The organism is Streptomyces sp. NPDC055287, assembly GCF_053646035.1.
Window position 1 is genome coordinate 16,537 of the sequence record NZ_JBSHNE010000038.1, and the last position, 25,355, is coordinate 41,891.

The 25,355-nt window shown below is 71.7% G+C and carries 29 protein-coding genes; 12 read left to right on the forward strand and 17 right to left on the reverse strand.

The annotated features are described in order from the left end of the window. Positions 1–133 precede the first annotated feature (133 nt). On the forward strand, positions 134–862 hold the full coding sequence (locus tag ACWIHY_RS33500) for a TetR/AcrR family transcriptional regulator (protein WP_454380090.1): 729 nt from the start codon (positions 134–136) through the stop codon (positions 860–862). Positions 863–937: 75 nt separating this feature from the next. Here ACWIHY_RS33500 and ACWIHY_RS33505 read toward each other — a convergent pair whose 3' ends face one another. From ACWIHY_RS33505 to ACWIHY_RS33545, 9 genes are all read right to left on the reverse strand, one after another. Then, positions 938–1,741, reverse strand: a complete 804-nt coding sequence (locus ACWIHY_RS33505) for an ABC transporter ATP-binding protein (protein WP_454380091.1) — start codon at positions 1,739–1,741, stop codon at positions 938–940. Then, positions 1,738–2,766, reverse strand: coding sequence for an ABC transporter substrate-binding protein (locus ACWIHY_RS33510; RefSeq protein ID WP_454380093.1), 1,029 nt, complete (start codon positions 2,764–2,766; stop codon positions 1,738–1,740). The genes ACWIHY_RS33505 and ACWIHY_RS33510 overlap by 4 nt, the downstream gene beginning before the upstream one ends. A gap of 13 nt (positions 2,767–2,779) precedes the next feature. Beyond that, entirely contained in the window at positions 2,780–3,658 is an 879-nt protein-coding gene (locus tag ACWIHY_RS33515) for an ABC transporter permease (RefSeq protein WP_454380095.1), read from the reverse strand. 178 nt (positions 3,659–3,836) lie between these two features. Then, a complete protein-coding gene (locus tag ACWIHY_RS33520; RefSeq protein ID WP_454380096.1) occupies positions 3,837–4,406 on the reverse strand; it encodes a GAF domain-containing protein in 570 nt (189 codons plus the stop codon). Continuing rightward, complete coding sequence (locus ACWIHY_RS33525; protein ID WP_454380098.1) at positions 4,403–5,008, reverse strand: GTP-binding protein; 606 nt, start codon at positions 5,006–5,008, stop codon at positions 4,403–4,405. The genes ACWIHY_RS33520 and ACWIHY_RS33525 overlap by 4 nt, the downstream gene beginning before the upstream one ends. Then, complete coding sequence (locus tag ACWIHY_RS33530) at positions 4,986–5,360, reverse strand: DUF742 domain-containing protein (RefSeq protein ID WP_454380100.1); 375 nt, start codon at positions 5,358–5,360, stop codon at positions 4,986–4,988. The genes ACWIHY_RS33525 and ACWIHY_RS33530 overlap by 23 nt, the downstream gene beginning before the upstream one ends. Next, on the reverse strand, positions 5,360–5,794 hold the full coding sequence (locus ACWIHY_RS33535) for a roadblock/LC7 domain-containing protein (RefSeq protein ID WP_454380101.1): 435 nt from the start codon (positions 5,792–5,794) through the stop codon (positions 5,360–5,362). The genes ACWIHY_RS33530 and ACWIHY_RS33535 overlap by 1 nt, the downstream gene beginning before the upstream one ends. Before the next feature lie 64 nt (positions 5,795–5,858). Beyond that, positions 5,859–8,030: an ATP-binding protein gene (locus ACWIHY_RS33540; RefSeq protein WP_454380103.1), complete on the reverse strand. Its 2,172-nt coding sequence runs from the start codon at positions 8,028–8,030 to the stop codon at positions 5,859–5,861. Positions 8,031–8,277: 247 nt separating this feature from the next. Next, a complete protein-coding gene (locus ACWIHY_RS33545) occupies positions 8,278–9,510 on the reverse strand; it encodes an MBL fold metallo-hydrolase (protein WP_454380105.1) in 1,233 nt (410 codons plus the stop codon). A 268-nt stretch (positions 9,511–9,778) separates the two neighbouring features. Here ACWIHY_RS33545 and ACWIHY_RS33550 point away from each other — a divergent pair, with 268 nt between their 5' ends. From ACWIHY_RS33550 to ACWIHY_RS33560, 3 genes are all read left to right on the forward strand, one after another. Further along, positions 9,779–10,546 (forward strand): acyl-CoA dehydrogenase family protein, encoded by a 768-nt coding sequence (locus ACWIHY_RS33550; protein WP_454380106.1) that lies wholly within the window; start codon positions 9,779–9,781, stop codon positions 10,544–10,546. A 23-nt stretch (positions 10,547–10,569) separates the two neighbouring features. Continuing rightward, positions 10,570–11,715 carry a Glu/Leu/Phe/Val dehydrogenase dimerization domain-containing protein gene (locus ACWIHY_RS33555; protein ID WP_454380107.1) on the forward strand — a complete coding sequence of 382 codons (1,146 nt, stop codon included), beginning with the start codon at positions 10,570–10,572 and terminating at the stop codon, positions 11,713–11,715. 519 nt (positions 11,716–12,234) lie between these two features. Further along, entirely contained in the window at positions 12,235–12,543 is a 309-nt protein-coding gene (locus ACWIHY_RS33560; RefSeq protein WP_454380108.1) for an SDR family oxidoreductase, read from the forward strand. Between the two features lie 273 nt (positions 12,544–12,816). Here the strand turns inward: ACWIHY_RS33560 and ACWIHY_RS33565 are convergent, their stop codons facing one another. The 4 genes from ACWIHY_RS33565 to ACWIHY_RS33580 are packed head-to-tail and all read right to left on the reverse strand — an operon-like array spanning position 12,817 to position 14,231. Next, on the reverse strand, positions 12,817–13,392 hold the full coding sequence (locus ACWIHY_RS33565; protein WP_454380109.1) for a hypothetical protein: 576 nt from the start codon (positions 13,390–13,392) through the stop codon (positions 12,817–12,819). 24 nt (positions 13,393–13,416) lie between these two features. Further along, on the reverse strand, positions 13,417–13,626 hold the full coding sequence (locus tag ACWIHY_RS33570; protein ID WP_454380110.1) for a hypothetical protein: 210 nt from the start codon (positions 13,624–13,626) through the stop codon (positions 13,417–13,419). Continuing rightward, entirely contained in the window at positions 13,602–14,000 is a 399-nt protein-coding gene (locus ACWIHY_RS33575) for an amino acid permease (RefSeq protein ID WP_454380111.1), read from the reverse strand. Before ACWIHY_RS33575 ends, ACWIHY_RS33570 begins: the two co-directional genes overlap by 25 nt. Beyond that, the gene (locus ACWIHY_RS33580) at positions 14,001–14,231 is read right to left on the reverse strand and encodes a hypothetical protein (RefSeq protein ID WP_454380112.1); all 231 of its coding nucleotides are present in this window, start codon (positions 14,229–14,231) and stop codon (positions 14,001–14,003) included. Positions 14,232–14,407: 176 nt separating this feature from the next. On the opposite strand from ACWIHY_RS33580, the gene ACWIHY_RS33585 reads away from it, so the two are divergent. Further along, the gene (locus ACWIHY_RS33585; RefSeq protein WP_454380113.1) at positions 14,408–15,028 is read left to right on the forward strand and encodes a TetR/AcrR family transcriptional regulator; all 621 of its coding nucleotides are present in this window, start codon (positions 14,408–14,410) and stop codon (positions 15,026–15,028) included. Positions 15,029–15,049: 21 nt separating this feature from the next. Here the strand turns inward: ACWIHY_RS33585 and ACWIHY_RS33590 are convergent, their stop codons facing one another. Beyond that, complete coding sequence (locus tag ACWIHY_RS33590) at positions 15,050–15,805, reverse strand: SIMPL domain-containing protein (RefSeq protein ID WP_454380115.1); 756 nt, start codon at positions 15,803–15,805, stop codon at positions 15,050–15,052. Positions 15,806–15,937: 132 nt separating this feature from the next. On the opposite strand from ACWIHY_RS33590, the gene ACWIHY_RS33595 reads away from it, so the two are divergent. Continuing rightward, positions 15,938–16,852 carry a carbohydrate kinase family protein gene (locus ACWIHY_RS33595; protein WP_454380117.1) on the forward strand — a complete coding sequence of 305 codons (915 nt, stop codon included), beginning with the start codon at positions 15,938–15,940 and terminating at the stop codon, positions 16,850–16,852. Between the two features lie 28 nt (positions 16,853–16,880). On the opposite strand, the gene ACWIHY_RS33600 is transcribed toward ACWIHY_RS33595, so the two are convergent. Together ACWIHY_RS33600 and ACWIHY_RS33605 are read right to left on the reverse strand one after the other, a co-directional pair. Then, positions 16,881–17,882 carry a DUF6745 domain-containing protein gene (locus ACWIHY_RS33600; protein ID WP_454380119.1) on the reverse strand — a complete coding sequence of 334 codons (1,002 nt, stop codon included), beginning with the start codon at positions 17,880–17,882 and terminating at the stop codon, positions 16,881–16,883. 71 nt (positions 17,883–17,953) lie between these two features. Next, positions 17,954–18,280 (reverse strand): hypothetical protein, encoded by a 327-nt coding sequence (locus ACWIHY_RS33605; RefSeq protein WP_454380121.1) that lies wholly within the window; start codon positions 18,278–18,280, stop codon positions 17,954–17,956. Positions 18,281–18,453: 173 nt separating this feature from the next. Between ACWIHY_RS33605 and ACWIHY_RS33610 the strand changes: the two genes are divergently transcribed. Genes ACWIHY_RS33610 through ACWIHY_RS33635 form a run of 6 tightly spaced genes read left to right on the forward strand, consistent with a single transcriptional unit; the run spans position 18,454 to position 24,595 of the window. Next, entirely contained in the window at positions 18,454–19,404 is a 951-nt protein-coding gene (locus ACWIHY_RS33610) for an STM4015 family protein (RefSeq protein ID WP_454380123.1), read from the forward strand. A gap of 7 nt (positions 19,405–19,411) precedes the next feature. Further along, entirely contained in the window at positions 19,412–20,383 is a 972-nt protein-coding gene (locus tag ACWIHY_RS33615; protein ID WP_454380125.1) for an STM4015 family protein, read from the forward strand. Continuing rightward, positions 20,364–21,533, forward strand: a complete 1,170-nt coding sequence (locus ACWIHY_RS33620) for an STM4014 family protein (RefSeq protein ID WP_454380126.1) — start codon at positions 20,364–20,366, stop codon at positions 21,531–21,533. Before ACWIHY_RS33615 ends, ACWIHY_RS33620 begins: the two co-directional genes overlap by 20 nt. Before the next feature lies 1 nt (position 21,534). Continuing rightward, positions 21,535–22,347 (forward strand): STM4013/SEN3800 family hydrolase, encoded by an 813-nt coding sequence (locus ACWIHY_RS33625; RefSeq protein ID WP_454380142.1) that lies wholly within the window; start codon positions 21,535–21,537, stop codon positions 22,345–22,347. Further along, the gene (locus ACWIHY_RS33630) at positions 22,344–23,681 is read left to right on the forward strand and encodes an STM4012 family radical SAM protein (RefSeq protein WP_454380128.1); all 1,338 of its coding nucleotides are present in this window, start codon (positions 22,344–22,346) and stop codon (positions 23,679–23,681) included. Before ACWIHY_RS33625 ends, ACWIHY_RS33630 begins: the two co-directional genes overlap by 4 nt. Positions 23,682–23,689: 8 nt before the next feature. After that, a complete protein-coding gene (locus ACWIHY_RS33635) occupies positions 23,690–24,595 on the forward strand; it encodes an STM4011 family radical SAM protein (protein ID WP_454380129.1) in 906 nt (301 codons plus the stop codon). Here the strand turns inward: ACWIHY_RS33635 and ACWIHY_RS33640 are convergent. Then, positions 24,548–25,339, reverse strand: a complete 792-nt coding sequence (locus ACWIHY_RS33640; RefSeq protein WP_454380131.1) for an SGNH/GDSL hydrolase family protein — start codon at positions 25,337–25,339, stop codon at positions 24,548–24,550. The genes ACWIHY_RS33635 and ACWIHY_RS33640 overlap by 48 nt on opposite strands. Positions 25,340–25,355: the final 16 nt, after the last annotated feature.

Here is a 25,355-nt window from a genome sequence, read left to right on the forward strand (position 1 = left end):
TCATGCGGTGCGGTAGGGCTGCGTTAGCGCTTCTTGCAACTGTTATGGACAGTAACTCTCGCGAGTCTCTATAGCAATAGCCCGTGTTATGGTCCGTAACGAATGCGATCTTCCCTAACGAAAGGGGCCGGTCATGGCCGCCACCCGAGCCCCGCAAGGGCCCCGGGCCCGCTACCGGGAGCAGACTCGTGCGGAGATCAAGGAGGCAGCCCTTCGGCAGCTCGCCGAAGGCGGCGCCGCGGCGCTCGCCCTCACCCGGATCGCCAAGGAGATGGGCCTGTCAGGCCCGGCGCTCTACCGCTACTTCGCGAGCCGCGACGATCTGCTGAACGCTCTCATCAGGGACGCGTACGACGACGCCGCCGCAGCCGTGGGAGCGGCTTCCGCGGAAGCCGCCGACGAGGGCCCCCGCGCACAACTGCACGTCCTCGCGCGCGGCTACCGCGCCTGGGCGATCGCGCAGCCGCACCGCTACCTGCTGATCCAGGGCGCGCCCGTTCCCGGGTACGTCGCCCCGGCGGACACGCTCGACCGCGCGCGGGCCGTTCTCGGCCCGTTCCTGCGCGTGTTCGCGGGAACGCGCGCGGGCGCGTCCGTGGAGCCGGTCGTACGGCAGATGACCGACTGGGCGGAGTCGGACGCGACGGTCGCCGGCTGGGTGGCGGAGTACGTGGAGTTTCCCGAGGAGGCCAGGGACGGCGACGCCGGACCGGCCCTGGCGGGCGCCGTACTCGCGTGGGCCCAGGTGCACGGAGCCGTCAGCCTCGAAGTCGCGGGCCAGTTCACGGGCATGGGGCATGACGGCGCGACGCTGCTCGCCGCCCAGATGGACGCGCTGGCGGACTCCTTCCAGCTGGCCTGAGTGACGGTCGCCCGAGGGCCGGACGGAGGCGCCTGTCGGCAGCCCGTGCCGACAGGGCCGAGGCGCCCCGCCGGGTCAGTCGCCCGCGGCGGCCGTCCCCAGCAGCCCGCGGATGTGCGCCGTCGCGTCCCTGAACTCCGGTCGCCCCATAATCCGGGCGTAGTCCCGCTCCGCGCCCATCCCCACCTCCACGATCTCCGTGATCGTGCCGGGCCGCGGGCTCATCACCACCACCCGGTCAGCGAGGTACACCGCTTCGGAGATGGAGTGGGTGACGAGCAGGACAGTGGTGCCGGTCTCCCGCCAGATGCGGTTGAGCTCCATGTTCATCTGCTCGCGGGTCAGCGCGTCGAGCGCGCCGAACGGCTCGTCCATGAGCAGGACGGGCGGGGCGTGCAGCAACGCCCGGCACAGCGCGACCCGTTGCTGCATGCCGCCGGACAGTTCGTGCGGGTAGGCGTCCTCGAAACCGCCGAGCCCGGTCATCGCGATCAGTTCGGCGGCGCGCTCGCGAGCCCGCCCGGCGGGCATCCTGCGCATCTCGGCCTGGAGGAGAATGTTGCGGCGCGCCGAGCGCCACTCCAGGAGTGCGGCGCGCTGGAAGACGTAACCGATGTCGTGGCGGGGCCCGTTCACCTGTTCGTCGCGGAGCCGGACCTGGCCCGAGGACGGCTCAAGCAGGCCCGCGACCAGTTTGAGGAGCGTCGATTTGCCGCAGCCGGAAGGGCCGACGATCGCCACGAACTCGCCGGTCGCGACATCGAGCGAGACATCACGCAGCGCGGTGACGTCTCGGTTCTTCGTACGGAAGCGGACGGCGACGTCATCGAGGGCGACCGCCGCCGTGGCGCGGAGCGTTGCGTCCCTGGCCATCGTCATCCCTTCAGCGCCGTACCGGCGTCCCAGTACTCCGAGACGGCCTTCGGGCTCCTGACCATCCCGGCCTCGGCGAAGACGTCGATCGTCTGCTTCCAGTCGGCCTCGGTGTTGACGCCGGGCTCCTTGCCCGCCGTCGCGTCGGTGTGCAGCAGCGACAGCGTCGTCTTGAACTGCTCCGACAGCACTTCCCCGGGCGGGAGTTGTTCCGATGCGCCGTTCATCGAGGCGACGGCGGGCCCGGGTGCCTTCGCGGCCGCCGCCCAGGCTTCGCTGACGGCCCGCACCATGCGCTTGGCGATGTCCGCCTTGGCCTCGCCGGCCAGGCTCTTCGGCCCGGCGATCAGACCGTTGGAGTAGAAGTTGAGGCCGTGTTCGGAGAAGCGAAGGTAACCGACGTCCTTCTTCGCCTTGTTCCGCATGGTCGGCCCCTGGTCGCTCGCGTAGCCGAGCAGCGCGTCGGTCTTCCCGGAGATGACTGCGGCGATCTTGCCGGCCGGGTCGGTGTTCTGGACCTGTACGTCGGACTCCTTCAGGCCGTTCTTCTTCAGGAAGATCGGGAAGGTCTTGGAGAGCGCGTCACCCGCCGTACCCGCGATGGACCTGCCCTTGAGGTCAGCGGGCTTCGTGATGCCCTGCGCGTCGAAGAACTGCACTGACGCCGGAGTGGTCTGGAGAAAGACGCCGAGGCTCTTGACCTTCACCCCCTGGTCGACTCCGGCGAGCAGCGCGGGTGTGTCGGCCCAGCCGAAGTCGGTCTGGCCCGCGGCCGCCGCCTGGACGGTCTTCTGCGATCCCTGCCCGGCCCTGATCGTCAGGTCGATGCCGTGCTTCTCGAAGATCTTCTTCTGCTTGCCGTAGTAGAACGGCGCGTGTTCGCCGTACGGATACCAGTTGAGCGTCAGCGTGACCTTGTCGAGCTTCTTGCCCGAGTCGCTCGTGCTGGTCGCGGCTCCGTCCCCGCCGCAGGCGGCCGTGGCGATCAGGGCCAGCGGTAGGAGTCCGATCAGAAGTCTGCGCGCGTGCATGGGGCCGACCCTCTCAGTACGTGGTGGTGACGGACGCGTCCCTGCGGCTCGCGTGCCACGGGAGCAGCAGCTTCTCGGCGATCTCGACAAGTACGAAGAGAACGACGCCGATCATTGACATGACAAGCAGCCCCGCGAAAAGCATGGGGGTGTCGAGGTTCCCGTTGGCCTGGAGGATCACATAGCCGAGCCCCTCGTTGGCACCGACGAACTCCCCGACGACCGCACCGGTGACCGCGAGCGTGACGGCCACCTTGAGCCCGGAGAAGAGGTGGGGAAGCGAGGCGGGAAACCGGATCTTGACGAAGGTCTGCCACGGGCTCGCGCCCATGGTCGCCGAGAGCTGGAGCGTCTCCGGATCGACGGCTTTGAGACCGGCGACCATGGAGATCACGACGGGGAAGAAGGCGATCAGTACGGCGATGAGGATCTTCGGCGCGATACCGAATCCGAGCCACACGACGAACAGCGGGGCGATGGCGATCTTGGGTACGACCTGGGCGAAGAGCAGGACCGGATAGAGCGTCTTCTCGACCGTCGAGGAGTAGACCATCACCACGGCGGCGAGCACGCCGATCGCGACCGCGATCACGAAGCCCAGCAGCGTCTCGTAGGTGGTCACCCAGCTGTGCTGCGTGAGGTAACCCGTCTTCTGCGTCAGCACGTCGAGCGTCGCGCCGGGCGAGGGCACGAGATACGCCTCGACCAGTTCGGCCGCAGCGATCGCCCACCAGGCGGCCAGGAGGGCCACCAGGAGGGCCACGGGACGCCAGCTCTTCTCCGCCGCGCCGATGAGCCGTTCGCGGGTGCCGGGCTTAGCCCGTACGGCGACTCCGGCGACGACCGGGGCCGGCGCTTCGGCCGCCGTTCCCGGTATGACGTGCTGGCTCACGGTGAACTCCTCAGGGAATGCCCGGGCAGTTGCGAAGAGCTGTGCGGCCGAGTACGGCCGAAGTGGGGAAAGCGCTCGCAGAAAGCGCTTTCTGGCAACGTGCCGCCACGCTAATGACTGGCCGCGGCCATGGTCAATAGGTCGTCCCGAACAATCGGCGCAGTGCCGCGGCGACCCGTCAGATGCCGCCGTCCTCACGGCGCCGGATCAGTTCGGCCAGCTCCGCGGCCATCGCCTTGATCGTCCCCAGCCCCGCCCGCCCCCACTGCCTCGGCTCGGTGTCGACGACACAGACCGTGCCGAGCAGGATGTCCGTACGGTCGATGACGGGCGCGCCCATGTACGACCGGATGCCGATCTCGTCGACAACCGGATTGCCCGCGAACCGCGGATAGTCGCAGACGTCCTCCAGGACAAGCGCCTTGCGCCGCGCGACGACATGCGGGCAGTACCCGTGATCGCGGGCGAGGAAGCGGCCGATGCGGCTCGTGGCGGCGACCGCGCCCAGGTCCGTACCGCTGTGCGTCCCGGTCGGTGTGTGCAGCCCGGCGAAGAACTGCCGGTTCTCGTCGATGAAGTTGACCATGGAGTACGGCGCTCCGGTCACCTCCGCGAGCCGGTCGGCGAACGTGTCGAAGGCCGGCACGGCCCGGTCGCCGAGCCCGAGCTGGTGCAGCCGCCGTACGCGCGCGGGCGCCTCCGGGTCGACGGGGGTGAGCAGCAGGTGACCGATCCGGTTGTATGTCATGTGGGTGCTCCGTAGCTTCCGTAACTCGGCGTGGCCGAGGTGATGGTGAGCAGGTGCCGGACGAGGGTGACCAGCGTCCTGATCCCTGAGCTGGCGATACGGGCGTCGCACAGCACGACGGGGACCTCCGGCGCGAGGTCGAGGGCGGCCCGTACCTCTTCCGGTTCGTAGCGGTGCGCGCCGTCGAACTCATTCACGGCCACGACGAATTCGATGCCGCGCCGTTCGAAAAAGTCCAGCGCCGCGAAGCTCTCCTGGAGGCGGCGGGTGTCGGCGAGCACGACGGCGCCGAGGGCGCCCTTGGAGAGTTCGTCCCACATGAACCAGAAGCGCTCCTGGCCCGGGGTGCCGAAGAGGTAGAGCACGTGGTGCTCGTCGAGGGTCATCCGGCCGAAGTCCATGGCCACGGTCGTCGTGGCCTTTTCCTCGATGCCTTCCAAGCTGTCGGTTCCGACGCTCACCTGGGTGAGCAGTTCCTCCGTACTCAGTGGCGCGATCTCGCTGACCGCTCCCACGAGGGTGGTCTTTCCGACGCCGAACCCGCCCGCGACGAGAATCTTGAGTGCGGTGGGAAACAGATCAGAGCCGTCGTCGTAGGCCATCGAGCACTGCCTCCAGCAGGGTGAGGTCGGTGGGCTGGTCGTCGAAGCGGGGGGTGTGGGTGGTGAGCGCTCCACAGTCGACCAGGTCGGAGAGCAGCACCTTGGTGACGACCACGGGAAGCCGCAGATACGCCGCGATCTCCGCCACCGAGGTGGGGCGTGCGCAGAGCGCGAGTGCCTCGGCGTGTTCAGGACCGAGGTGCATGAGGGGCTCCGTCCCGGTGGCCCGTACCAGCGACAGCATGTCGAGAGCGGCCGTGGGGCGGGTGCGGCCGTCGCTCACCGTGTACGGGCGGATGAGCCGGCCGGCCGCGTCGTCGAGCCACGGCCCGTCCTGCGGGAGCGGCCCCATCAGCGTCCTGAGGCGCTCGGTACGCCCGCCCGCTGCCTGGCCGGCGTGACGAGGTAGGGCCGCACGCTCTTGACGAGCATCGCCATCTCGTAGCCCAGGACCGCCGCGTCCGCCTCGCGGCCCGCGAGCACCGCCAGGCAGGTCCCGGATCCCGCCGTGGAGACGAAGAGGAGGGTGGAGTCGAGTTCCACGACGACCTGGCGGACCTCGCCGCCGTCGCCGAAGCGGGCGCCCGCGCTGCGGCCGAGCGAGTACAGGCCGGAGGCCAGAGCGGCCATGTGGTCGGCACTGTCGGTGTCGAGGCCGTGGACCGACTTGACCAGGCCGTCGGAGGAGAGCAGAACCGCGTTGCGCGTGAAGGGAACACGCTGGACCAGGCCGCTCAACAGCCAGTCGAGATCGGACACTTGACCGGTCGGCGCATCACTCGCCATGGTGCATCTACTCCTTGGGGTACCGCGGTGTGGAGGGATGGGGAGGGGAGGGAGGAGGCTGTGGTCAGCCTGCTTCGCCCTCACGGGGGTGGTACGGACGCGGATGCTGTCCGGAGGCCTGGACCGGGGCGGGCGCGGTCGCGGGCGACGCCGGTCCGATGGCCGGGGGGTGGGCGGACAGGTCCGGTGCCGGGTCCGGGGACGGAACGGGGTACGGGTCCGACTGTGTCTCCGCCAGGCCGATGCCCCGCTGGAACGCCGCCATGAGGCCCGGGTCGTGCAGGGCGGGGTACTCGTCGTCCGGGTACACGGCCGGGGCTTCCCTGAGCTGCGGCACCAGGTTCTCCTGGCTGCGGCGCCTGGGCAGACTGGGGCGGCTCGTGATGTCGCGTACGTATCCGGCGGCGCGCGGCTGGGCCTGTGTGTGCACCGGCTCGGCGGCGAAATCGGGCCGGGCGGAGCGGTCGACGCCGGGGCGGGCGGCCGCCGGGGTCGGCCGGTCCTCCCGCTCACCGCGTACGGGGAGCGGGGGGTGGCGGTGCCCGTTGACGGCCGGGGCGGCCCCCGGGTGGCCGGAGCCGTCCGGCCCGGGGCCGGCGGGGGCGGAACCGGCCGCTCCAGGACCGGCGGGGCCGGGACCCACGGGGCCGAGTCCGGCGGGTGCTGGTACGTGGGGTGCGGGTACGTGGGGCGCCGGTTGGTGCGGTGCCGGTACGTGCGGTGCCGGTACGTGCGGTGCCGGTACGTGGGGCGCCGGTTGGTGCGGTGCCGGTACGTGCGGTGCCGGTACGTGGGGCGCCGGTTGGTGCGGTGCCGGTACGTGCGGTGCCGGTACGTGCGGTGCCGGTACGTGCGGTGCCGGTACGTGCGGTGCGGGCACGTGGGGCGCCGCTTGGTGCGGTGCCGGTACCTGGGGCGCCGGTACCTGGGGCGACATGAGCGAGGCCGGCGCGGGCGCGCATGCCGGGACCGTCTGCCGGGTGCCCGCGGCCGCCCCCCGGCTCTGACCGACGTCCTGGTCCTCCCCGCCCAGCAACCCCTGCGGCAGCACGAGTACGGCCTGCACGCCGCCGTAGATGTTGGCCTGGAGCCGGACGGTGATGCCGTGCCTGCGGGCCAGTGCCGACACCACGAAGAGGCCGATGCGCCCGTCCTGGAGCAGGCGGCCGACGTTGACGTTGTCCGGGTTGTGCAGCAGGGCGTTCATCTTGTTCTGCTCGCCGAGGGGCATACCCAGGCCACGGTCCTCGACCTCGATGGCAAGGCCCGAGGCGACGTGCTGGGCGCGGAGCAGCACGGTGGTGTGCGGGGCGGAGAACACTGTCGCGTTCTCGACGAGTTCGGCGAGGAGATGGATGACGTCGGCGACGGCGTGGCCGCGCAGGGTGCCGTCGATGGGGGGCACCAGCTTGACCCGTGAGTACTGCTCGACCTCGGCGATCGAGGAGCGCAGCACCTCCGTCATGGTCACCGGGTTGCTCCACTGGCGGCGGGAGACCGCACCGCCGAGGACCGCGAGGTTCTCCGCGTGCCTGCGGATGCGGGTGGCGAGATGGTCGACGTGAAAGAGGCCCTTGAGCAGCTCGGGGTCCTCGACATCGTTCTCCAGCTCGTCGAGCAGCTGGATCTCCCGGTGCACGAGCGACTGGAGGCGGCGGGCCAGATTGACGAAGACCTCGACCATCTGGTCCGCGCCGGCGCTGCTGGACAGCTGCGAAGCCTGCACGACAGCGCTCACGGCCGCCTCGTGCGCCCGCCCCATCTCCAGCTCCAGCCGGTCGAATTCGTCGCCGCCCGGCGGGCCGGGGGGCGGCGTACGCCGGGCGGGCGGCCCCTCGCCGCGCCGCAGCTGCTCGACGATCGCGCACAGGTCGGCCTGCCCTCGCGCGCTGGCCCTGCGCAGCGCGTTGCAGCGGTCGAGGACGGTTTTCGCGGCCCTGTCGGCGCCCACGACGGCCGCCGCGAGGGAGACGATGACGAGCGCTCCGGCCCCGGCGAGCGCGACCCATAAGTTGCGCGCGGGCTCGGCGGTGGAGGTGGCCCGGAGGGTGAACAGCACGGCGGCGGCACCGCTGAAGGCGACGACTACGGCCGGGAGTACGGCGGCACGCAGGAGCTGAGGGCGTATGTGGACATCGGGCATCGGCTGCGGGGGTTGGGGCCGGGGGCCCGGCCGTCCGTGCCGCCCGCCCTCGCGGCGGTCTGCGCGCGCGGCGGGTGCGCGAAGTTGAGACATCAGCGTCCTCGGTACGTGGGGCCCCAGGGATCGGCGTACTGCGTCGGTTCGACCACTGTCGGTCTGGGCTCAACTTGGGCGATGTGGCCCCATGTTGATCACCGGACACTCACAGTAGTCGGCAACCTTTCATGATCGACGGGCTGTTGCCAAACTTGCCCGCGCAGCGTCCCGCTCTGGTATGACGCCTCGTACTACAGACCGAAAAACCTACGGCTCCCGCAGCCGTGGACAACTGTTCGACCCGCTACACGGCCGGGGCCGTCTCCGGTTCGCCGGTGCCGGCGCGGCCGGTGTCCACCTTCCGCCCGGGGGTGGCGGGCATCCCGCCGCCGGGACGGTCCGGTGCGTGGCCCACGGCGACCGCGCGCCACCACGGCGCGGAGGGAAGGACCTCGGCCCCGGGCTCGAAGGGCTCGCCGGGGCGCGGCAGCGCGATGCGGGCGCCCGTCTCGTCGGCTGCCTGTACGGTGCCTTCGGCCGGTTCGGACCACGGGTGCGGGGCGAGGTTGAACGTAGCCCAGTGGATCGGCAGCATCGGGCCGCTCGACAGGCCCGCCGGCAAGCCGCCCTGAAGGTCCAGGTGCGCCCGCACGCCCTCGGCGGGCGTCATGTGGATGTCGGGCCAGTACTCGCTGTACGCGCCGATCTGGATCATGGTGGCGTCGAACGGGCCGTGCTCGGCGCCGATGCCCTTGAAGCCTTCGAAGTAACCGGTGTCGCCACTGTGGTACACCCGGTGCTCCGGCCCCGCGACGGCCCATGACGCCCAGAGGGTGTGCTGCTGGTTGCGCAGGCCACGGCCGCAGAAGTGGCGGGCCGGGGTCGCGGTCAGGCTGAGCCCGGCGATCTTCACCGACTCGTTCCAGTCCAGCTCGTGCACCTGGTCCGCCGGTACCCCCCAGCGTTCGAGGTGGGCTCCGACGCCCAGCGGTACCGCGAAGGCCGTGCGCGTGCCGGCGAGCGCGCGGATCGTGGACATGTCGAGATGGTCGTAGTGGTCGTGGGAAATGACGACCACGTCGAGCGGGCCCAGCGACGCCAGCGGGGCCGGCACGGGATGCAGCCGCTTGGGGCCGACGAAGGAAAAGGGCGAGCAGCGCTCCCCCCACACCGGGTCGAAGAGCACGCGGCGCCCGTCGATCTCGGCGAACACGCTCGAATGCCCCATCCAGGTGAGGCGCAGCCCTGTGACGGGCGCCCCGGCCAGCTCGGCGACGGTCGTGGCGTGCAGGGGTACGGGACCGGCCGGAGCGCGGCGGCGCCGCTCCTCCTTGCGGAAGTAGACCTTCATCAGTTCGAGCGTCGAGCCCGAGGGCCGCGTCCGCGCACCCACCGGGTTCTGGAAGACGCCGTCGGCGAAGTTGGGTGAGCGGCGGATGCGCTCCATCCGCTCACCCGACGGGTCCGCGCCGAAGGGGGCGGTCCGCAGCGAGCGCAGCCGGGAGCGCAGCGGTTGCAGGGCATCAGCGCCGGTCACAGGACCTCCAGGGGCTCAGTGTCTTCCCATTATGAGCGTCGGGTACGACAGCGCGGGAACGGGGCCATTACGGGCACGCGTACGAGGAGGGGCACGGGACGGCGGGCGGGCGTCCACGCGGTCGGGCGCGGGGCAGTCCGGGGCAGCCCGGGGCGCGAATTGAACTGATCGGGGGTTCAGTAACACATCTCGTTGACAGGGGCGCTCCAGGCTCCAGATACTGACCGACGGTTCAGTTAAGACACCGTCGTCGTTCCTGGAGGCACCGATGTCCGGCCTCCCCACCGAGCTCGTTCCGCTCCACGCGGAGCAGCGCGACATCGTTGAGCTCACACGCACCTTCGCGCGGGAGGAGATCAGGCCCCGGGCCCGCGCCGTGGACGAGGCGGACATCGAGACCCCCTGGGACCTGTGGCGCAAGGCCGCCGAGGTCGGCATCACGGGATTCATGCTCCCGCAGGAGTACGGAGGCGGGGGTTTCACCGATGTCTTCACCCAGTGCCTCGTCCAGGAGGAGCTGTGCGTCGGCGACCTCGGCATCGGGAATCCGCTCTGCTCGAACGGCTTTTTCGCCGACCCCCTAATGGCGCTGGGCAGCCCGGAGCAGAAGCGGGAGTGGCTGACCCCGCTGACCGGGCCCGACACTCCGATGACGTCCCTGGCGACCACCGAGCCCGTCTCGGGCTCCGACGCCGCCTCCATCGTCACGACGGCGACCCGTACGGCCGGCGGCTACCGCATCAACGGTCAGAAGGCGTGCATCTCCAATGCCGGAGAGGCCGAGCAGTACGTCGTCTTCGCCAAGACCGACCCTTCCCTGCGCTCGCGCGGCGTTACGGCGTTCCTGTTCCGCAAGGACACGCCGGGCGTCGTGTTCGGTGAGCCCATGCGCAAGATGGGCCGGCGCGCGATCGTCTGCCGCGAGATCTTCTTCTCGGACGCCTTCGTGCCCGAGGCCGACCGCCTCGGCGCCCGGGGCCAGGGCTTCAGCGGTCTGACGCGTACCTTCGACATCTCGCGCGCCGTGCTGGGCTGATCTCGCAGACCTGGACCGATCACGTGACAGGGCGCCGGGGTTTCCTGGTCGTCGACCGGCTCGTACGCGGTGTGTCCAGCGGCGGCCTGCGCATGCGCGAGGGCTGCACGCTCGCCGAGGTCGCGGGACTGGCCCGCGGCATGACGATGAAGGAGGCCCTCCACTACAACGCGGAAGGCCGATACATCCCGCTCGGCGGCGCCAAGGGCGGCATCGACTGCGACCCGCGGGACCCCGAGGCGTACGGAATTCTGGTCCGCTATCTGCGCGCCATGCGTCCGCACATCGAGAACTTCTGGACCACGGGCGAGGACCTCGGACTGACCCAGGACATCGTCGACAAGGCCGGCGCCGAGGCCGGTCTGGTCTCCTCCATCCAGGCCGTCTATCCGCTGCTCGACGACGAGGTGGCGGCGCGGCGGCGGCTGGCCGAGGCGTTCGCCGTCGAGGTCGACGGCATCGGGCTGGACGAGCTGGTCGGTGGCTGCGGGGTCGCCGAGTCGGTGCTCGCGGCGCTCGACCGCGCGGGTCTCGCGTACGAGGACGCACGGGTCTCCGTGCAGGGCCTGGGCACGATGGGCGGCGCGACCGCCCGATTCCTGTCCCGCGCCGGGCTGAGAGTCGTCGCGGTGGCCGACGTGCGGGGCACGGTCGCCAACCCCGACGGCCTGGACGTCGAAGCGCTGCTCGCAGGGCGGGACGCGTACGGGGCCGTGGACCGGGGTGTGCTGCGCCCCGGCGACCTCGAACTGCCGGGCGGGGCCTGGCTGTCCGCGGAGGCGGAGGTTCTGGTTCCGGCAGCCGTCTCGTACGCCGTCGACGCCACCAATCAGGAGCGGATCGGGCACACCGCCCGCTGGATCGTCGAGGCGGCGAACATGCCGGTGCTGCCCGAGGCCGAGGTGCTGCTGGCGGAGCGCGGGGTGACGGTTCTGCCGGACGTCGTGGTCAACTCCGGTACGAACGCCTGGTGGTGGTGGACACTCTTCGGCGACATCGGGGCCGACGCGGACGAGGCGTTCGCGTACACGCGGCGCTCGATGCGCGCGCTGATCGACCAGATGCTGGCGCGGGCCGAGACGGACGGCACGACGCCGCGCGCCGCGGCGCACGCGATCGTCGCCGACCGTCTGCCGGTGATCGCGGAGCGGTTCGGGTGGTACAGGTGACCGCGGCCGCTCAGCCGGCGCCGGGCGTCGGCTTGGACGCGCTCTTCGACCCCAGGTCGGTCGCGGTCGTCGGCGCGTCCGCCACCCCGGCGAAATGGGGGTACTGGCTGACCTCCGGAGCCCTCGAAGGACGTGACCGCCGTACGGTCCACCTGGTGAACCGGCGCGGCGGCGAACTGCGCGGCGGCCCCACGCGCGTCGTCGCCGCGTACGTCGAGGACTTCCGCGACGGGCGCCGCCTGGCCCGCACCCTGGCCGCCGGCCCACGCGGCGGGCAAGCCGGTACTCCTGCTGACCGTGGGCCGCAGCGAGGCCTCGGGCCGGGCGGCGGCTTGCCACACGGGGCCCTGGTCAGCGCCCGCGCGACGGTGCCGCGGGCAACTTCGTCGCGCCGGGCATCGACATCAGCCCGAACGGCTGGCGCGCGGTCGTCGACATCGTCCTCAACGGCTCGTAGTACTGCACCCGCGCCGTCGCAAGGCATTGCGTGAACAGGGCACCGGGGGTTCGGTGCTGTCGGTGATCGCGACGTACGCCTGGCACGGGCACCCGGGGACGGTCCGTTCGGCCGCCGCGAAGGCCGGCGTCCTGGCCATGACCCGCACCCTCGCGGTCGAACTCGCCCCGCTCGGCATCCGGCTGAACCGCGTCGCACCGGGGCCGACGGAGACAGCAGGCGCGGGCGCCGCGCTGTGGGTCACGGACGAGGCACGGTCCGAGGTGCTCGCGTCGGTGCCGGCGGCCCGCTTCGCGGACCCGGCGGAGATCACGGACGCGTCGCTGTTCCTGCTGGGCGAGCGGGCGTCGTACGTGACGGGCGAGTGCTGACGGTGGACGCGGGCAGTGGCTCGGGAAGCAGGTGTACGGGAGGGCCGCGGAGGCGGCTGGGCGGTAGTACGCCGGGCGGGCGGGCCATGGGGGAGCGCGGCAGCGCGCGGCGGGCCACGGCACGGCAGCCCAGGGCAGCGCGCCGGGCGAGGCCGGAGGCAGCCCCGGGCATCTCGCCGGGCGAAGCCGGAGGCAGCCCCGGGCATCTCGCCGGGCGAAGCCGTAGGCAGCCCCGGACACCGCTCCCCGCGGCGCGGCCCCGACAGCGCTTCGTCAGACCGTGGTCCTCGCGGTCACCAGCCGGTGACCACCCAGCACCGCGGCGAGTTCCGCGAGGAACGGCTCCCCCAGCGGCGGCCAGTTCCACAGCACCAGCCCCAGGTGCGCGACCGCGACCGGCGGATCGATCGCCCACGCCATGAACTCCGCCCGCTCACCGCACCGCACACAGGCCCCGCTGCCCGGCCCCGTACCCCCGAACCAGGCGTACAGATCGTCGAGCAGCGGGGCCCACTCACCCGTCCACATGTCCGGACCCCGGTCGGCGGGCTCGGGCGTCGCGCCGCAGGACGGGCAGGTCGCCGTCCAGAGGTCCGCGCACACGTAGACGCGGCGTTCGATCTCCATGCCGACGCCGCACGCCCCGCCCGCCGTCACCTCGTCCTCGGTGACGGCGCGCGCGGCGTGCGGCCCCGGCGCCCTGCCGAGCTCGTCGCCGAGCAGGCAGTTCGTCAGCTCGCCCTGGACGATGCCACGGCGCTCCAGCCAGTCCATGACCCGGCCGGCGAGCACAGCGGCTTCCTCCGGCCGGGCATCCAGATCGGCCACCCATACGTACGCATCGCCCATGCGCCGCACGTTATCCCCTACATCTCATCCCTTGGCGCGCCGCGTCTTCGCGCCCCGCGCGTAGAAGACGAGCCCGATCGCCAGGAACAACAGCAGCGGTACGACCTGGCTGAGCGTGTACTGGAGCCGTTCGCCCGCGAAGGCTTCGGGCAGCGAGTCGGCGGCCGACCCCTCCTTGCCGAACCATCTGACGCCGAAGCCCGGCCAGATCAGTACGACGACGGCGAAGACCACGACCGAGACGAGGAAGAAACCGAGCAGGACGATCCGGGCGATCGCGCCGCGATCGGCGCCCACTTGCCGACGCGTACGGACTGTACGACGGCGAGCGCCCCGCCCCAGATGAAGACGAGTCCGGCCGCGTACTTCCAGCCGCCGGGCAGCGGAGTGAAGAACTCCTCCCAGGTGGTGAGGGCGATGATGCACAGGCTGCCGCCCACCCAGACCGGGTTGGAGATCCGGTAGAGGATCTGGTTGAGCCCGGCGGTGAGGCGTCCGAAGGCGAGCCGTGTCCAGACGTACGGGCCGCCCTGCACCGGGAAGGCGGAGCCGAGCTCGGCTACGAGCAGTCCGTACGGGAGGAAGAAAGCGACGGCGAGGATCGCCATTTAGGTCGGGCCCCTGGGGCCCTCGGCCGCCACCGAACCGATGGTGTCGAGGCCGACGAGCGCACATATGAGGAAGAAGAGGACGTCGAGGCGGCGCAGGTCCTTGTGGAGCCTGCCGCGCTGTTCGCCCCAGCCCTCGGAGAGGTCGGGTGCTTGGGCGGCAGCCGCTGTCCCGGATCCTGATGAGGATGCCGATGCCGATGCTGTTCTGGAAGGAGGTGCTTGGGTCACGGGGCTGACTCCTACGGCGGTACGGGAGTGTGTACTGGCGCGGCACTTCACCCTTCCAATTGACTGAACAGACAGTCAGTAGAGGCGACTGCGGCCTGCGCCACAGCACGCTGTCAAGGGCTCTTCGGCATCCGCGTGACCGGCCTCGTCAGGTGACCCGTGTGTAGGGTTACCGCGTGGCCAGAGTCCGGTTGAGCGTGGAGGAACGGCGCGAGGAAATGCTGCGCGCCGCTGTCGAGCAGATCGAGGCGCGGGGCGTGAGCGCCGTACGCATCGCCGACGTCGCCTCGGCCCTCTCCGTGAGCAACGCGCTGGTCCTCTATCACTTCTCGACCAAGGAGAAGCTCGTCGCGGCCGCCTTCGCGTACGCCGCCGAGGGCGATCTCGCCCAGCTGCGCAAGCTGCTCGGCCGCCGCACCAGCGCTGTCCGCAGGCTGCGCACCGCCGTCCGGTGGTATGCGCCGACCGGGCAGGCCAAGGGGTGGAAGCTGTGGATCGAGGGGTGGGCGGCCTCGTTGCGTGAGCCGGCGCTCCGCGAGGTGGCGCGTGACCTCGACCAGCGGTGGAAGGCGGCACTGACGGACGTCATCACGGAGGGCGCGGAGGCCGGGGAGTTCCGGTGCGAGGACCCCGCGTCCGCGGCCTGGCGGCTGACCGCCCTGCTGGACGGCCTCGCCGTCCAAATGACCTCGTACGCGGGGTCCTTGTCCCGTACCGCCATGCTGGAGTGGACCGACGACGCGCTCGCCCGCGAGCTGGGCATCGACCGCGCGACGCTGGCGTCCGCGACGCGCTGAGGCGCCGGTCGGGCCCGCCGATCAGTACGCTCGGCGCAGCTCGTACACCGCGGTGACGCTGACCGCGTTACGGATCTCGCCGGGTGCCACGGGAACCTTCGCCTCGTCGAACGCGGCCCCGGGTACCTCCGCGGGCCGGTGCACCTCGCTTCCCGTCTCGGCGAGCGACACCAGCCTGCCGAGCCTACGGCCGCTGAGCTGCGCGTACTGCTCGGCCTTCGACCTCGCGTCGGCGTGAGCGGCCTCGCGGGCCCTCGCGCGCAGCGCGGACGGGTCGGCCACATCGAAGCTGACGCCGTTGATCCGGACCGCGTCACCCGCCGCCTTCGTCACGGCTTCGACGACCGCGCCGGTCCTGCCGATCTCGCGGATCTTGATGGCGAAGGACTGACCTGCCTGATAGCCGGTCAGCTTGGAGGCGCGGTCGGTGTGCTGATAAACGGCGTTCAGGAAGAGATTCTCGGTCTGTACGTCACGGTCGGCGATGCCCTGCTTGCGTACGGCGGCCAGCAGCGCGTCGGCCGCCGCCGACTGGGCGGCCAGCGCCCGCTTCGCCGTGGGTTTCGTGGTCTCGACGGCGGCGGTGAGGACCGCCATGTCGGGGGCCGCCGCGGCCCTCCCCTCGCCGCCCACGGAGACAGTGGCGGCGTCGGGAGTGGACGCGGGGGCGGAGGACGGTGCGGCTGCCGCGGGGACCGCCCCGACGGCGGGTGCGCCGCCACTGAGGAACAGTCCGCCGGTGAGCGCTGCGACGGTGAGGGCCGTACGTACGGACATGAAGTTCGTCCTTCCAGAGGTCAGGAAAGCCCATCCCAGCACCGGGCGCCGCCGGACCGGTCGCGCCACTCCCGCCCTGTCACCTCTCCGTACCAGCCATACTGTGCTCCAGCGGGGCCGGAAGGAGTTGCGGTGTCTGAACAGCAGTCTGAACACGCGGTGTACGACGTCCTGGTCGTCGGCGGCAGCGGGGTGGACACGGTCGTCCGCGTCGACTCGCTGCCCGTACCGGTCGCCGATTCGTTCGGCGTACCGGCCATCCGGGAGTGGCCGGGGCACACGGGCGGCAATGTCGCCCTCGGCTGCCGGGCACTTGGACTCGACGTCAAGTTCCTCGACTTCATCGGTGACGACTGGGTCGGCGGGCAGGTGAGGGAGCGGCTCGCCAAGGGCGGTGTCGACTTCGAGCCGCTGATCTCACCGGCGGGCACCCGCCGCGCGGTGAACCTTGTCGACAGCTCGACGGGCCACCGGATGTCGTTCTACGACGCCCGGGACCCCGGCGATCTGCGGATGCCCCGCGACTTCTACCTGCCCCACCTGCGGCGGGCCGGGCATGTCCACCTGTCCATCATGGATTTCGCCCGGTACCTGCTCGACGACATCGAGGAGCTGGGCGTCCCCGTCTCGACCGATCTGCACGACTGGGACGGACTCGCCGATCATCAACGGGAGTTCGCGCTCCGCTGCGACCTGGTGTTCCTCAGCGCGGCCGGCGCCGGTGAACGGATCGCCGCCGTGATGCGCGACATCCTTCGCGAGGGCCGCGCCGAGGCCGTGGTGGCCACGGCGGGGGCGGGCGGCTCGTACCTGCTGACGCGGGACGGCAGCCGTACGCCGCGGCCCGTCCCGGCGACCGTACCGCCCGGCCCGGTGGTGGACTCCAACGGCGCCGGGGACGCGTACGTCAGTGGATTCCTGTACGGGCGCCTCACCGGCCGGGGCCTGGAGGAGTGCGCCCGCCTCGGCGCACGGGCGGGTGCCCACGCCTGCACGACGGAGGGCAACGCGGACCTCATCGGGCCGGGCGACCTCCTCTCCGCCTAGAGCACGCGCGGGCTGCGGGCCCTCGGGCTCAGGTCTGCCGCAGCGGTTCGTACGCCTCCTGACCGATCCCGAACGTCCAGGCCACCCCTTCCTTGGCGGTCCTGGTAGCGGGCGGCACACGCAGCCAGTACGTGCGGTGTGTGCCGTCCGGCTCGGGGGTGGAGTTGACTACCTCGACCATCACCACGTCCTCGTCGCCCCGCAGTGCTATGCGCCACAGGACGCCGGTCTCGTCGCGGTGCACCGGCTGCGCGCCGGACTCGCCGAGGTAGCGGTCGTAGCCGTAGTACTCGAGCATCACGCGGCGCAGCTCGGCGTTCTCCTCGGCCCGGATGCGCCCGGGTGTCAGCGAGGACAGCTCGGCGAGGAACGCCGCCGGCACCGGCATGCCGCGCCAGGCGTACAGCGCGAAGCCGTCGGGGAAGGCCAGGGCGGGGCCGTCGCCCCGGTCGAGCCGTCCCGCCTCGTCCCGGTGGAGTTCCACCGGCCGTTCGCTGATCACCACGGCGTTCTCGTACGGCCACCACCAGCCGGCGTTCCTGGCCACCTGGGCCAGCCCCGCGAGGCGCTCGCCGCGGCCGTCGAACGCCGCGAGCCAGGCGGCGTCGTGCTGGCCGAGCACCGCGTCGAGCAGGACCAGCCGGACGTCGGACTCGTCCTGCGGGCTCTCCATGAGCTCGGCGACGACCCCCGTCCGTATCCGTTCGGCCAGTTCCCTGGTGGTGTCCCACAACTGGGCCCCGGTGGCGGACCACAGCGCCGCCCAGCCCGCCGGGCCCAACTCGTCGTGCAGCCGCCGCCGTTCCCCGGCCCACGGTCCCGTGCGTACCTCCTCGCGCACCGACCGTCCCGCGCCGGACAGCCGCTCGACGGCCTCGACCGCCGCCTTGGGCGAGGTGGCCCAGATGATCCGCTCCGGCTCCGCGAGGCCCGCCGTGCGGTAGGCGAGCCGCACACCCTCCTCCGCGGCCACGCGGTCCGCCGCGCCGGTCGCCGCCGCGACGGCCCGCCAAGTGTTCACATGCTGCATCGAATTCCCTGTCCCCTGATCCCTGTTCCCCGGTCGTGCTTCCCTGTTCGGGCGTTTCCCGCGCCTGCCGGTCAGTCCGCCACGACGCGTACCGATCCCGGTACGTACTCGCGCTGGCGCACCACTCGGTACCAGCCCTTGGGCAGCGGTATCGCCGCGTGTTCCTCATGCACGACCCGTCCGCCTTCGGGCAGATGGAGCAGCATCGGATCGAGCGGGCCCCCCTCCCGCAGCAGCCTGCCGGGCCCCTGCACGGCGTGCGCGTGCCCCGTGACCTCGCCCAGCGCCAGCACCAGCCGGCCGCGTGCGTCGCGCCGTTCACCCGACGCCTCCGCCAGCCGCGCCGGCACCGCCGACTCGTCCAACGGCACGATGAGCACGTCCCCTTGCCGGTACATGACTGTCTCCCTCCCAGGCCGCACACCCTGTGCCGACCACGTGGAAAACGCTACGGCCAGGGTCTGACAATCGAGCCTGACCTGCGAAAACGAACCCACTGGCGCGATTGTCAGTGGCGCTTGATAAACCTTTCGCACGTCAGTCGCTCGCACAGTGTCAGGAGATCAGGGCCATGTCCGGTGTGGACCATCTGCAGGAATTGCTCGGCCTCCCGGCCGTCGACTTCCGTCCCGACTCCCCCTCGCCACTGCCGGCCGCGGACGCCGCGGCGTGGCGCGTCTCCGTGGACCCGTACGAAGACGACGACGAGCCGTGGGAGGACAGGTTCGGCGCGTTTCTGAAGTCCGTCGATCCGGCGCGGGTACGTGCGCTGATCATCGGCCAGTGGGGCGAGTCGTACGACGCGGATTCGAGCTACCCCGTCAGCCTGGTCGTCGCAGCGGCCGACCGGCTCACCTCCCTCGAAGCCCTCTTCGTCGGTGACATGACCCAGGAGCAGGCCGAGATCTCCTGGATCGAACAGTCCGACGTCACCGTCCTGCTCAACGCCTTCCCCCGGCTGCTGGAGTTCGGCGTACGCGGCGGTACGGGCCTCGTCTTCCCGCCGGTGCGGCACGAGCGGCTGCGCTCACTCGTCTTCGAGTCCGGCGGCCTGCCTGCGACGGTCGTACGCGGCGTCACCGAGAGCGAACTGCCCTCCCTGGACCACCTGGAACTCTGGCTCGGTGTCTCCGAGTACGGCGGCGACACCGAGATCGCCGACCTCGCGCCGCTGCTCTCCGGAACCCGCTTCCCGGGGCTGCGCCATCTGGGGCTGCGCAACAGCGAGATCCAGAACGAGATCGCCGCGGCGCTCGCGTCCGCCCCCGTCGTCGCCCGGCTGGACACTCTCGACCTGTCGAACGGCACCCTCGGCGACGAGGGCGCGGCGGCGCTCCTCGAAGGACAGCCGCTCACTCACCTCGAGCAGCTCGACCTGCACCACCACTTCCTCTCGGAGGACATGGCGCAGCGTGTGGCCGGGGCCCTGGAGCCCCACGGCGTGAGTGTCGACCTGTCGGACCGTCTGGAGCCGTGGGACAACCGCGGCGCCGAGGGCCGCTACACCGCAGTGGCGGAGTGAGACGGACATGACCGACATCGAGCACCCCGAGACGTTCCACGCGCTTCCGGTCTTCACCCTGCCCGAGCCTGGCCAGGCGCACGCCCCACCCCTCCCGCCCGCGGACTCCGTGGCCTGGCGTCTGGACTGTCTGTGGAACGAGGACAATCCGTTCACCGAACTGTGGCCGCGCTTCCTCGACTCCGTCGACTCCACGCAGGTGCGCGCCCTGCTGATCGGCCCCTGGTGGCACGGCGACTACGAACACCTGCGTCCCGTCCTGGACCGGGTTCTCGCGGACGCGCACCGTTTCCCCGCGCTGCGCGGGCTCTTCCTCGCCGACGTCATCAGCGAGGAGTGCGAGGTGTCCTGGCTGGAGATGACCGACCTCACGCCGTGCGTCGAAGCGTTCCCGAGGCTCGAGGAGCTGATCGTGCGTGGCTGCGGCGAGTCGCTCTCCGACACGGACGTCCTCTCCCTGCGGCCGGTCAGCCACGACGCGCTGAAGGTACTGCGCTTCGAATCGGGTGGCCTGCCCGGCTCCGTGGTCCGCGCCGTCGCCGCCTCCCGGCTCCCCGCCCTGGAACGCCTGGAACTGTGGCTGGGTGTCACGCACTACGGAGGCGACGCGACGGTCGCAGACCTCGCGCCCCTGCTGTCCGGCGGTGCCCTTCCGCGCCTGCGTCACCTGGGCGTGCAGAACAGCGAGATCCAGGACGAGATCGCGGCAGCCGTCGCCGCCGCGCCCGTCGTGGCGCAACTGGACTCGCTGGCCCTGTCGATGGGAACCCTCGGCGACAGCGGCGCGCAGGCCCTGCTCGACGGCCAGCCGCTCACCCACCTGAGCGAACTGGACCTGCACCACCACTACATCACCGAGCCCCTCCAGCAGCGCCTGCGCAAGACGCTCGAACCGCACGGCGTACGGCTGAATCTCGACGGGCCCGACTACTGGGACCCCGAGGACGACGAACCCCGCTATGTCGCCGTCGACGAGTAGACCCGACAGCGACGCGGGCGGCCCGGGGCCGCGCTTCGCGGTCGTCGCCAACCCCGCCAACCGCCGCGTCGCCCTGTTCCAGGCCGCCGTCGCCGCCGCCGGCCTCCCCGCCGCGCGAGTCGTCCCCTGGCTGGAGGTGCTCGAGGGGCGGGCCGCCTCCTTCCGGCCGGACGAGACCGTGCGGATCGACTCACCCGGCGAAGACCCCGAGGTCGAGCAGCTCCTGCGGGGCGTCGGCGACGCCACCCGCGTGGAGGGTTCGGCGCGCTGGTACGAGCGGTTCACGGCTGCCGTGCGCGCAGTGGGCCGGGCGGCGGCGGGCCGCACCCTCCTCGACGACCCCGACGAGCTGGCGGTGCTGTTCGACAAGCGGCTGTGCCATGCCGTCCTGCACGACGCGGGCGTCCCCGTGCCGCCTTCGCCCACCTCCGGCCCCACGGATCCGGCCCTGCGCGGCTGGGCCGACGTACGGGAACTGCTGCGCGCGCACCGAATGCCGCGCGCGTTCGTGAAGCTCGCGCACGGCTCGTCGGCCTCCGGTGTGCTGGCCGTCGAGACGGCGGGCCCCGGCCGCGTACGGGCGACCACGTCCGTGGAGCGCGACCCGCGGGGCAGGCTCTTCAACTCCCTGCGGGTACGCCGCTGTACGACCGAGGCCGAGGTCGCGGCCATCGTGGACGCGCTCGCACCGGACGGACTCCACATCGAACGCTGGCTGCCCAAGGCAGCGCAGCGGGGCCGGGCCGCCGATCTGCGGGTCGTCGTGATCGGCGGCAGGGCGACGCACGCCGTCGTCCGCACCAGCCGCTCCCCCATGACCAACCTCCATCTCGGCGGCGTGCGCGGGGACCTCGACGACGCCCGCGCCGCCATGGCCGCGGCGGGCGGCAGCTGGGAAGAGGCCGCGGAGGTGTGCGAGCGGGCAGCCGCGTGCTTCCCCCGGACCCTCTGTGTGGGCGTCGACCTGCTGCCCGCCGTCGGCTGGCGCCGCTTCGCCGTCTGCGAGGTCAACGCGTTCGGCGACCTGCTGCCGCGGCTCACCGGCCTGCCGGGCAGCGGCGCCGAGGGCCTGGACACCTACGCGGCGCAGGTAGCCGCCGTACAGCGCGCCGTATCGCGCACGACAAGGAACCACCATGCGATCACCTGACATGAACGAGATCGTCGGCAGCCACGATCTGCTGCTCGTCACCCTCGACACGTTGCGCCACGACGTGGCCGCCGAACTCGCCGCCGCCGGCCGCATACCGAATCTCGTCCGGCACCTGCCCGGCGGCGCATGGGAGAAGCGGCACGCTCCCGGCAGCTTCACCTACGCCTCGCACCAGGCGATCTTCGCGGGCTTCCTGCCGACGCCCGCCGCCCCCGGACCGCACCCCCGGCTGTTCGCCGCGCGCTTCGCGGGGAGCGAGACCACCGCGGAGCGTACCTTCGTCTTCGACGCGCCGGACCTCGTCTCCGGCCTCGCGGACGCCGGCTACCGCACCGTGTGCATCGGCGGCGTGGGGTTCTTCAACCGGCAGGGCCCGCTCGGCTCCGTGCTGCCCGGCATGTTCCAGGAGAGCCACTGGGAGCCGGAGTTCGGCGTGGCCTCGCCCACGTCCTTCGAGGAGCAGGTCTCCCGCGCCGAACGGGTCGTCGCCGGGCTCCCCGCCGACCAGCGGCTGTTCTTGTTCCTCAACGTCTCCGCGCTGCACCAGCCCAACTGGTTCCACCTCCCGGGCGCCACCCGCGAGGCCGGCGACTCGCGGGCCACCCACGCGGCCGCTCTGGAGTACGTCGACGAGCACATCGGCCGCCTGTTCGCCGCCGCGAGCAGCCGCCGCCCCTGCTTCGCGATCGTCTGCTCCGACCACGGCACGGCGTACGGCGACGACGGCTACACCGGCCACCGCCTCGGCCACGAGGCTGTCTGGACCGTCCCCTACGCCCACTTCACCCTCGATCAAGGGGCCACCCGATGAGCACCGCGACGCCCCGCCCCTACCAGAGTTACGTCTACGCCTACCCGCACAAAACGGCGTACCGCGAGCTGGGGAGCCGCCCGTCGCTCCGCGACCTCTGGTCCGGCGAGCCCAAGAACGCCCTCTCCCTCTACCTGCACATACCGTTCTGCGAGGTCCGCTGCGGCTTCTGCAATCTCTTCACCCGGATCGGCGCCCCGGACGAGCTGACCGGCCGGTATCTCGACGCCCTCGACCGCCAGGCCACCGCCGTCCGCGACGCGCTCGGCGACAGCGACGCCACCGGCGTCCATTTCGCCGCCGCGGCCTTCGGCGGCGGCACCCCCACCTTCCTGGACGCCGGCGAACTCGAGAGGCTCTGCGACATCGCGGAGAAGCGGATGGGCGCGGACCTCGGCGCCGTACCCCTGTCCGTCGAGGCATCGCCCGCCACCGCGACCCCCGACCGGCTCGCCGTACTGGCCGGGCGCGGCACGACCCGCCTCAGCCTCGGCGTCCAGAGCTTCGTCGACGCCGAGGCGCGCGCGGCCGTGCGCCCGCAGCGCCGCGCCGACGTCGAGACGGCCCTCGCCGCCGTCCGCGACGCCGGCATCCCCGTCCTCAACATCGACCTCATATACGGCATCGAGGGCCAGACCCCCGTCACCTGGCAGACCTCGCTCGACGCGGCGCTCGCCTGGCGGCCCGAGGAGCTCTACCTCTATCCGCTGTACGTACGCCCGCTCACGGGCCTCGGCCGCGTCGGCGCCGAGGCCGGCGCGGCCTGGGACTCCCAGCGGCTGCGGCTCTACCGCCGGGGAAGGGACCATCTCCTGGCGCACGGGTACGAGCAGGTCTCGATGCGGATGTTCCGTCGCACCGACGCGCCGAAGCAGGCGGCCGACGACTACGCCTGCCAGACCGACGGCATGATCGGCCTGGGCTGCGGAGCCCGTTCGTACACCTCCGCGCTCCACTACTCCTTCGACTACGCCGTCGACATGCGCGAGATCCGCAAGATCATCGACGACTACACCGCCACCGAGGACTTCTCCCGTGCCGAGCTGGGCTGGTACGTCGACGCCGACGAGGCCCGGCGCCGCCATCTGCTCCAGTCCCTCCTCCAGGCCGAGGGCATGCCCCTGGCCGAGTACGGCGAGCGGTTCGGCACAGCGCCGGCCGACGACTTCGCCGCCGAGCTCGACCGCTTCGCCGCCCGCGGCTGGCTCGACGACAGCGCGCCGAAGGACCTGCTGCGGCTGTCCCCCGAAGGCCTCGCGCACTCCGACGCGCTGGGCCCCGAGCTGTTCTCCCCCGCTGTACGGGCCGCCATGGCCGCGTACGAATTGAAGTGAGCCCGGCCATGGACCCGACGGACCTGACGATCCTCTACCGCGGCCCGCTCGCCTCCTGCGACTACGACTGCCCGTACTGCCCGTTCGCGAAGCGGCGCGACACCCGTGAGCAGTTGCGGGCCGACCGCGCCGCGCTGGAGCGCTTCACCGCGTGGGCCGCCGCACAGACCGGCGACCGCCTCTCGGTGCTGTTCACACCCTGGGGCGAGGGCCTGGTCCGTTCCTGGTACCGCCGCGCCCTCACCGAGCTGTCCCGGCTGCCGCACATCCGGCGCGTCGCCATCCAGACGAATCTGAGCTGCCGCACCGACTGGCTCACCGACGCCGGCGCCGACCTCGGCACGCTGGCGCTGTGGTGCACGTACCATCCCGGTCAGACGCCGTACGACCGCTTCCTCGCCAAGTGCCGCGAACTGACCGCCCGTGGCGTGCGCTTCAGCGTTGGCGTGGTCGGCTTCCCCGAGCACCTGGAGGAGGCCCGCAAGCTGCGGGCGGCGCTCCCCTCCGAGGTCTACCTGTGGGTCAACGCGGCCGAGGGCCGCACCTACACGGACGAGGAAGCCGGCCGGTGGACGGCCCTGGACCCGCTCTTCCCGTACAGCCGCCATCCACACCGCTCCGCCGGTCTCCCCTGCCGGACCGGCGAGTCGGTGATCTCCGTGGACGGCGACGGCACGGTACGCCGCTGCCACTTCGTACGCGCCGAGCTCGGCAACCTCTACGACGGCTCGTACCGCCGGGCACTGCGCCCCCGCGCCTGCCCGCTCGCCACCTGCGACTGCCACATCGGCTACGTCCACCTGGAGACGCTGCCGCTGTACGACGTGTTCGCCGGCGGCGTCCTGGAGCGCGTACCGGCCGCCCTCTCACAGGGGCAGCAGATCGGGCCTCTTCGCCTCGACGTGGTCACCTGAGGACTCGCCGCGCAGCCGCCGCCCGATCCACGGGACCAGGTACTCCCGCGCCCACTGGATGTTGTCCCGGCGCACCTCCAGCGAGCCGCGGGGCGCCATCGGCGGCCACGCCTGGTCCGGGTCGGCCGGGACCTCGAGCCCGAGCACCTGAGCGGCGCGCAGGGCCACGCGGGTGTGGCCCTCGGGCGAGAGGTGGAGCCGGTCGCCGTCCCAGGCGCGCCTGTCCTGGACGGACTTGAGCGACCACAGGTCGAGCACCGGGCAGTCGTAGCGGTCGGCGACCGCGCGTACGTGCGCCGTGTACGTCGCGATCTTGCCGCGCAGATGGCGCAGCACGGGAACGCCGCGCGTGTCGAAGCCGGTCGTCACCATGACGGTGCCCACCGCGTCGGTGAGTTCGGCCACGGCCCGCTCGAAGCGCTCGGCCACGGCGTCGGGGTCGCTGCCGGGCCGCAGGATGTCGTTGCCGCCGGCGCAGAAGGTCACCAGGTCGGGGGCCAGTTCCTTGGCGCGCGGGACCTGCTCGGCCACGATCTGGTCGAGGAGGCGGCCGCGTACGGCGAGGTTGGCGTAGCGGAACGTGTGCTCGGGGACGCGGTCGTCGAGGAGTACGGCGAGCCGGTCGGCCCAGCCGATGAACGCACCGCCGGGTCCGGGGTCTCCGACGCCTTCGGTGAAGCTGTCGCCGATCGCCGCGTACGACCCGATGGTGCCTGCACTGAATGATCTCGAATCGTCTGCCACGTCGGCACATCCTTCA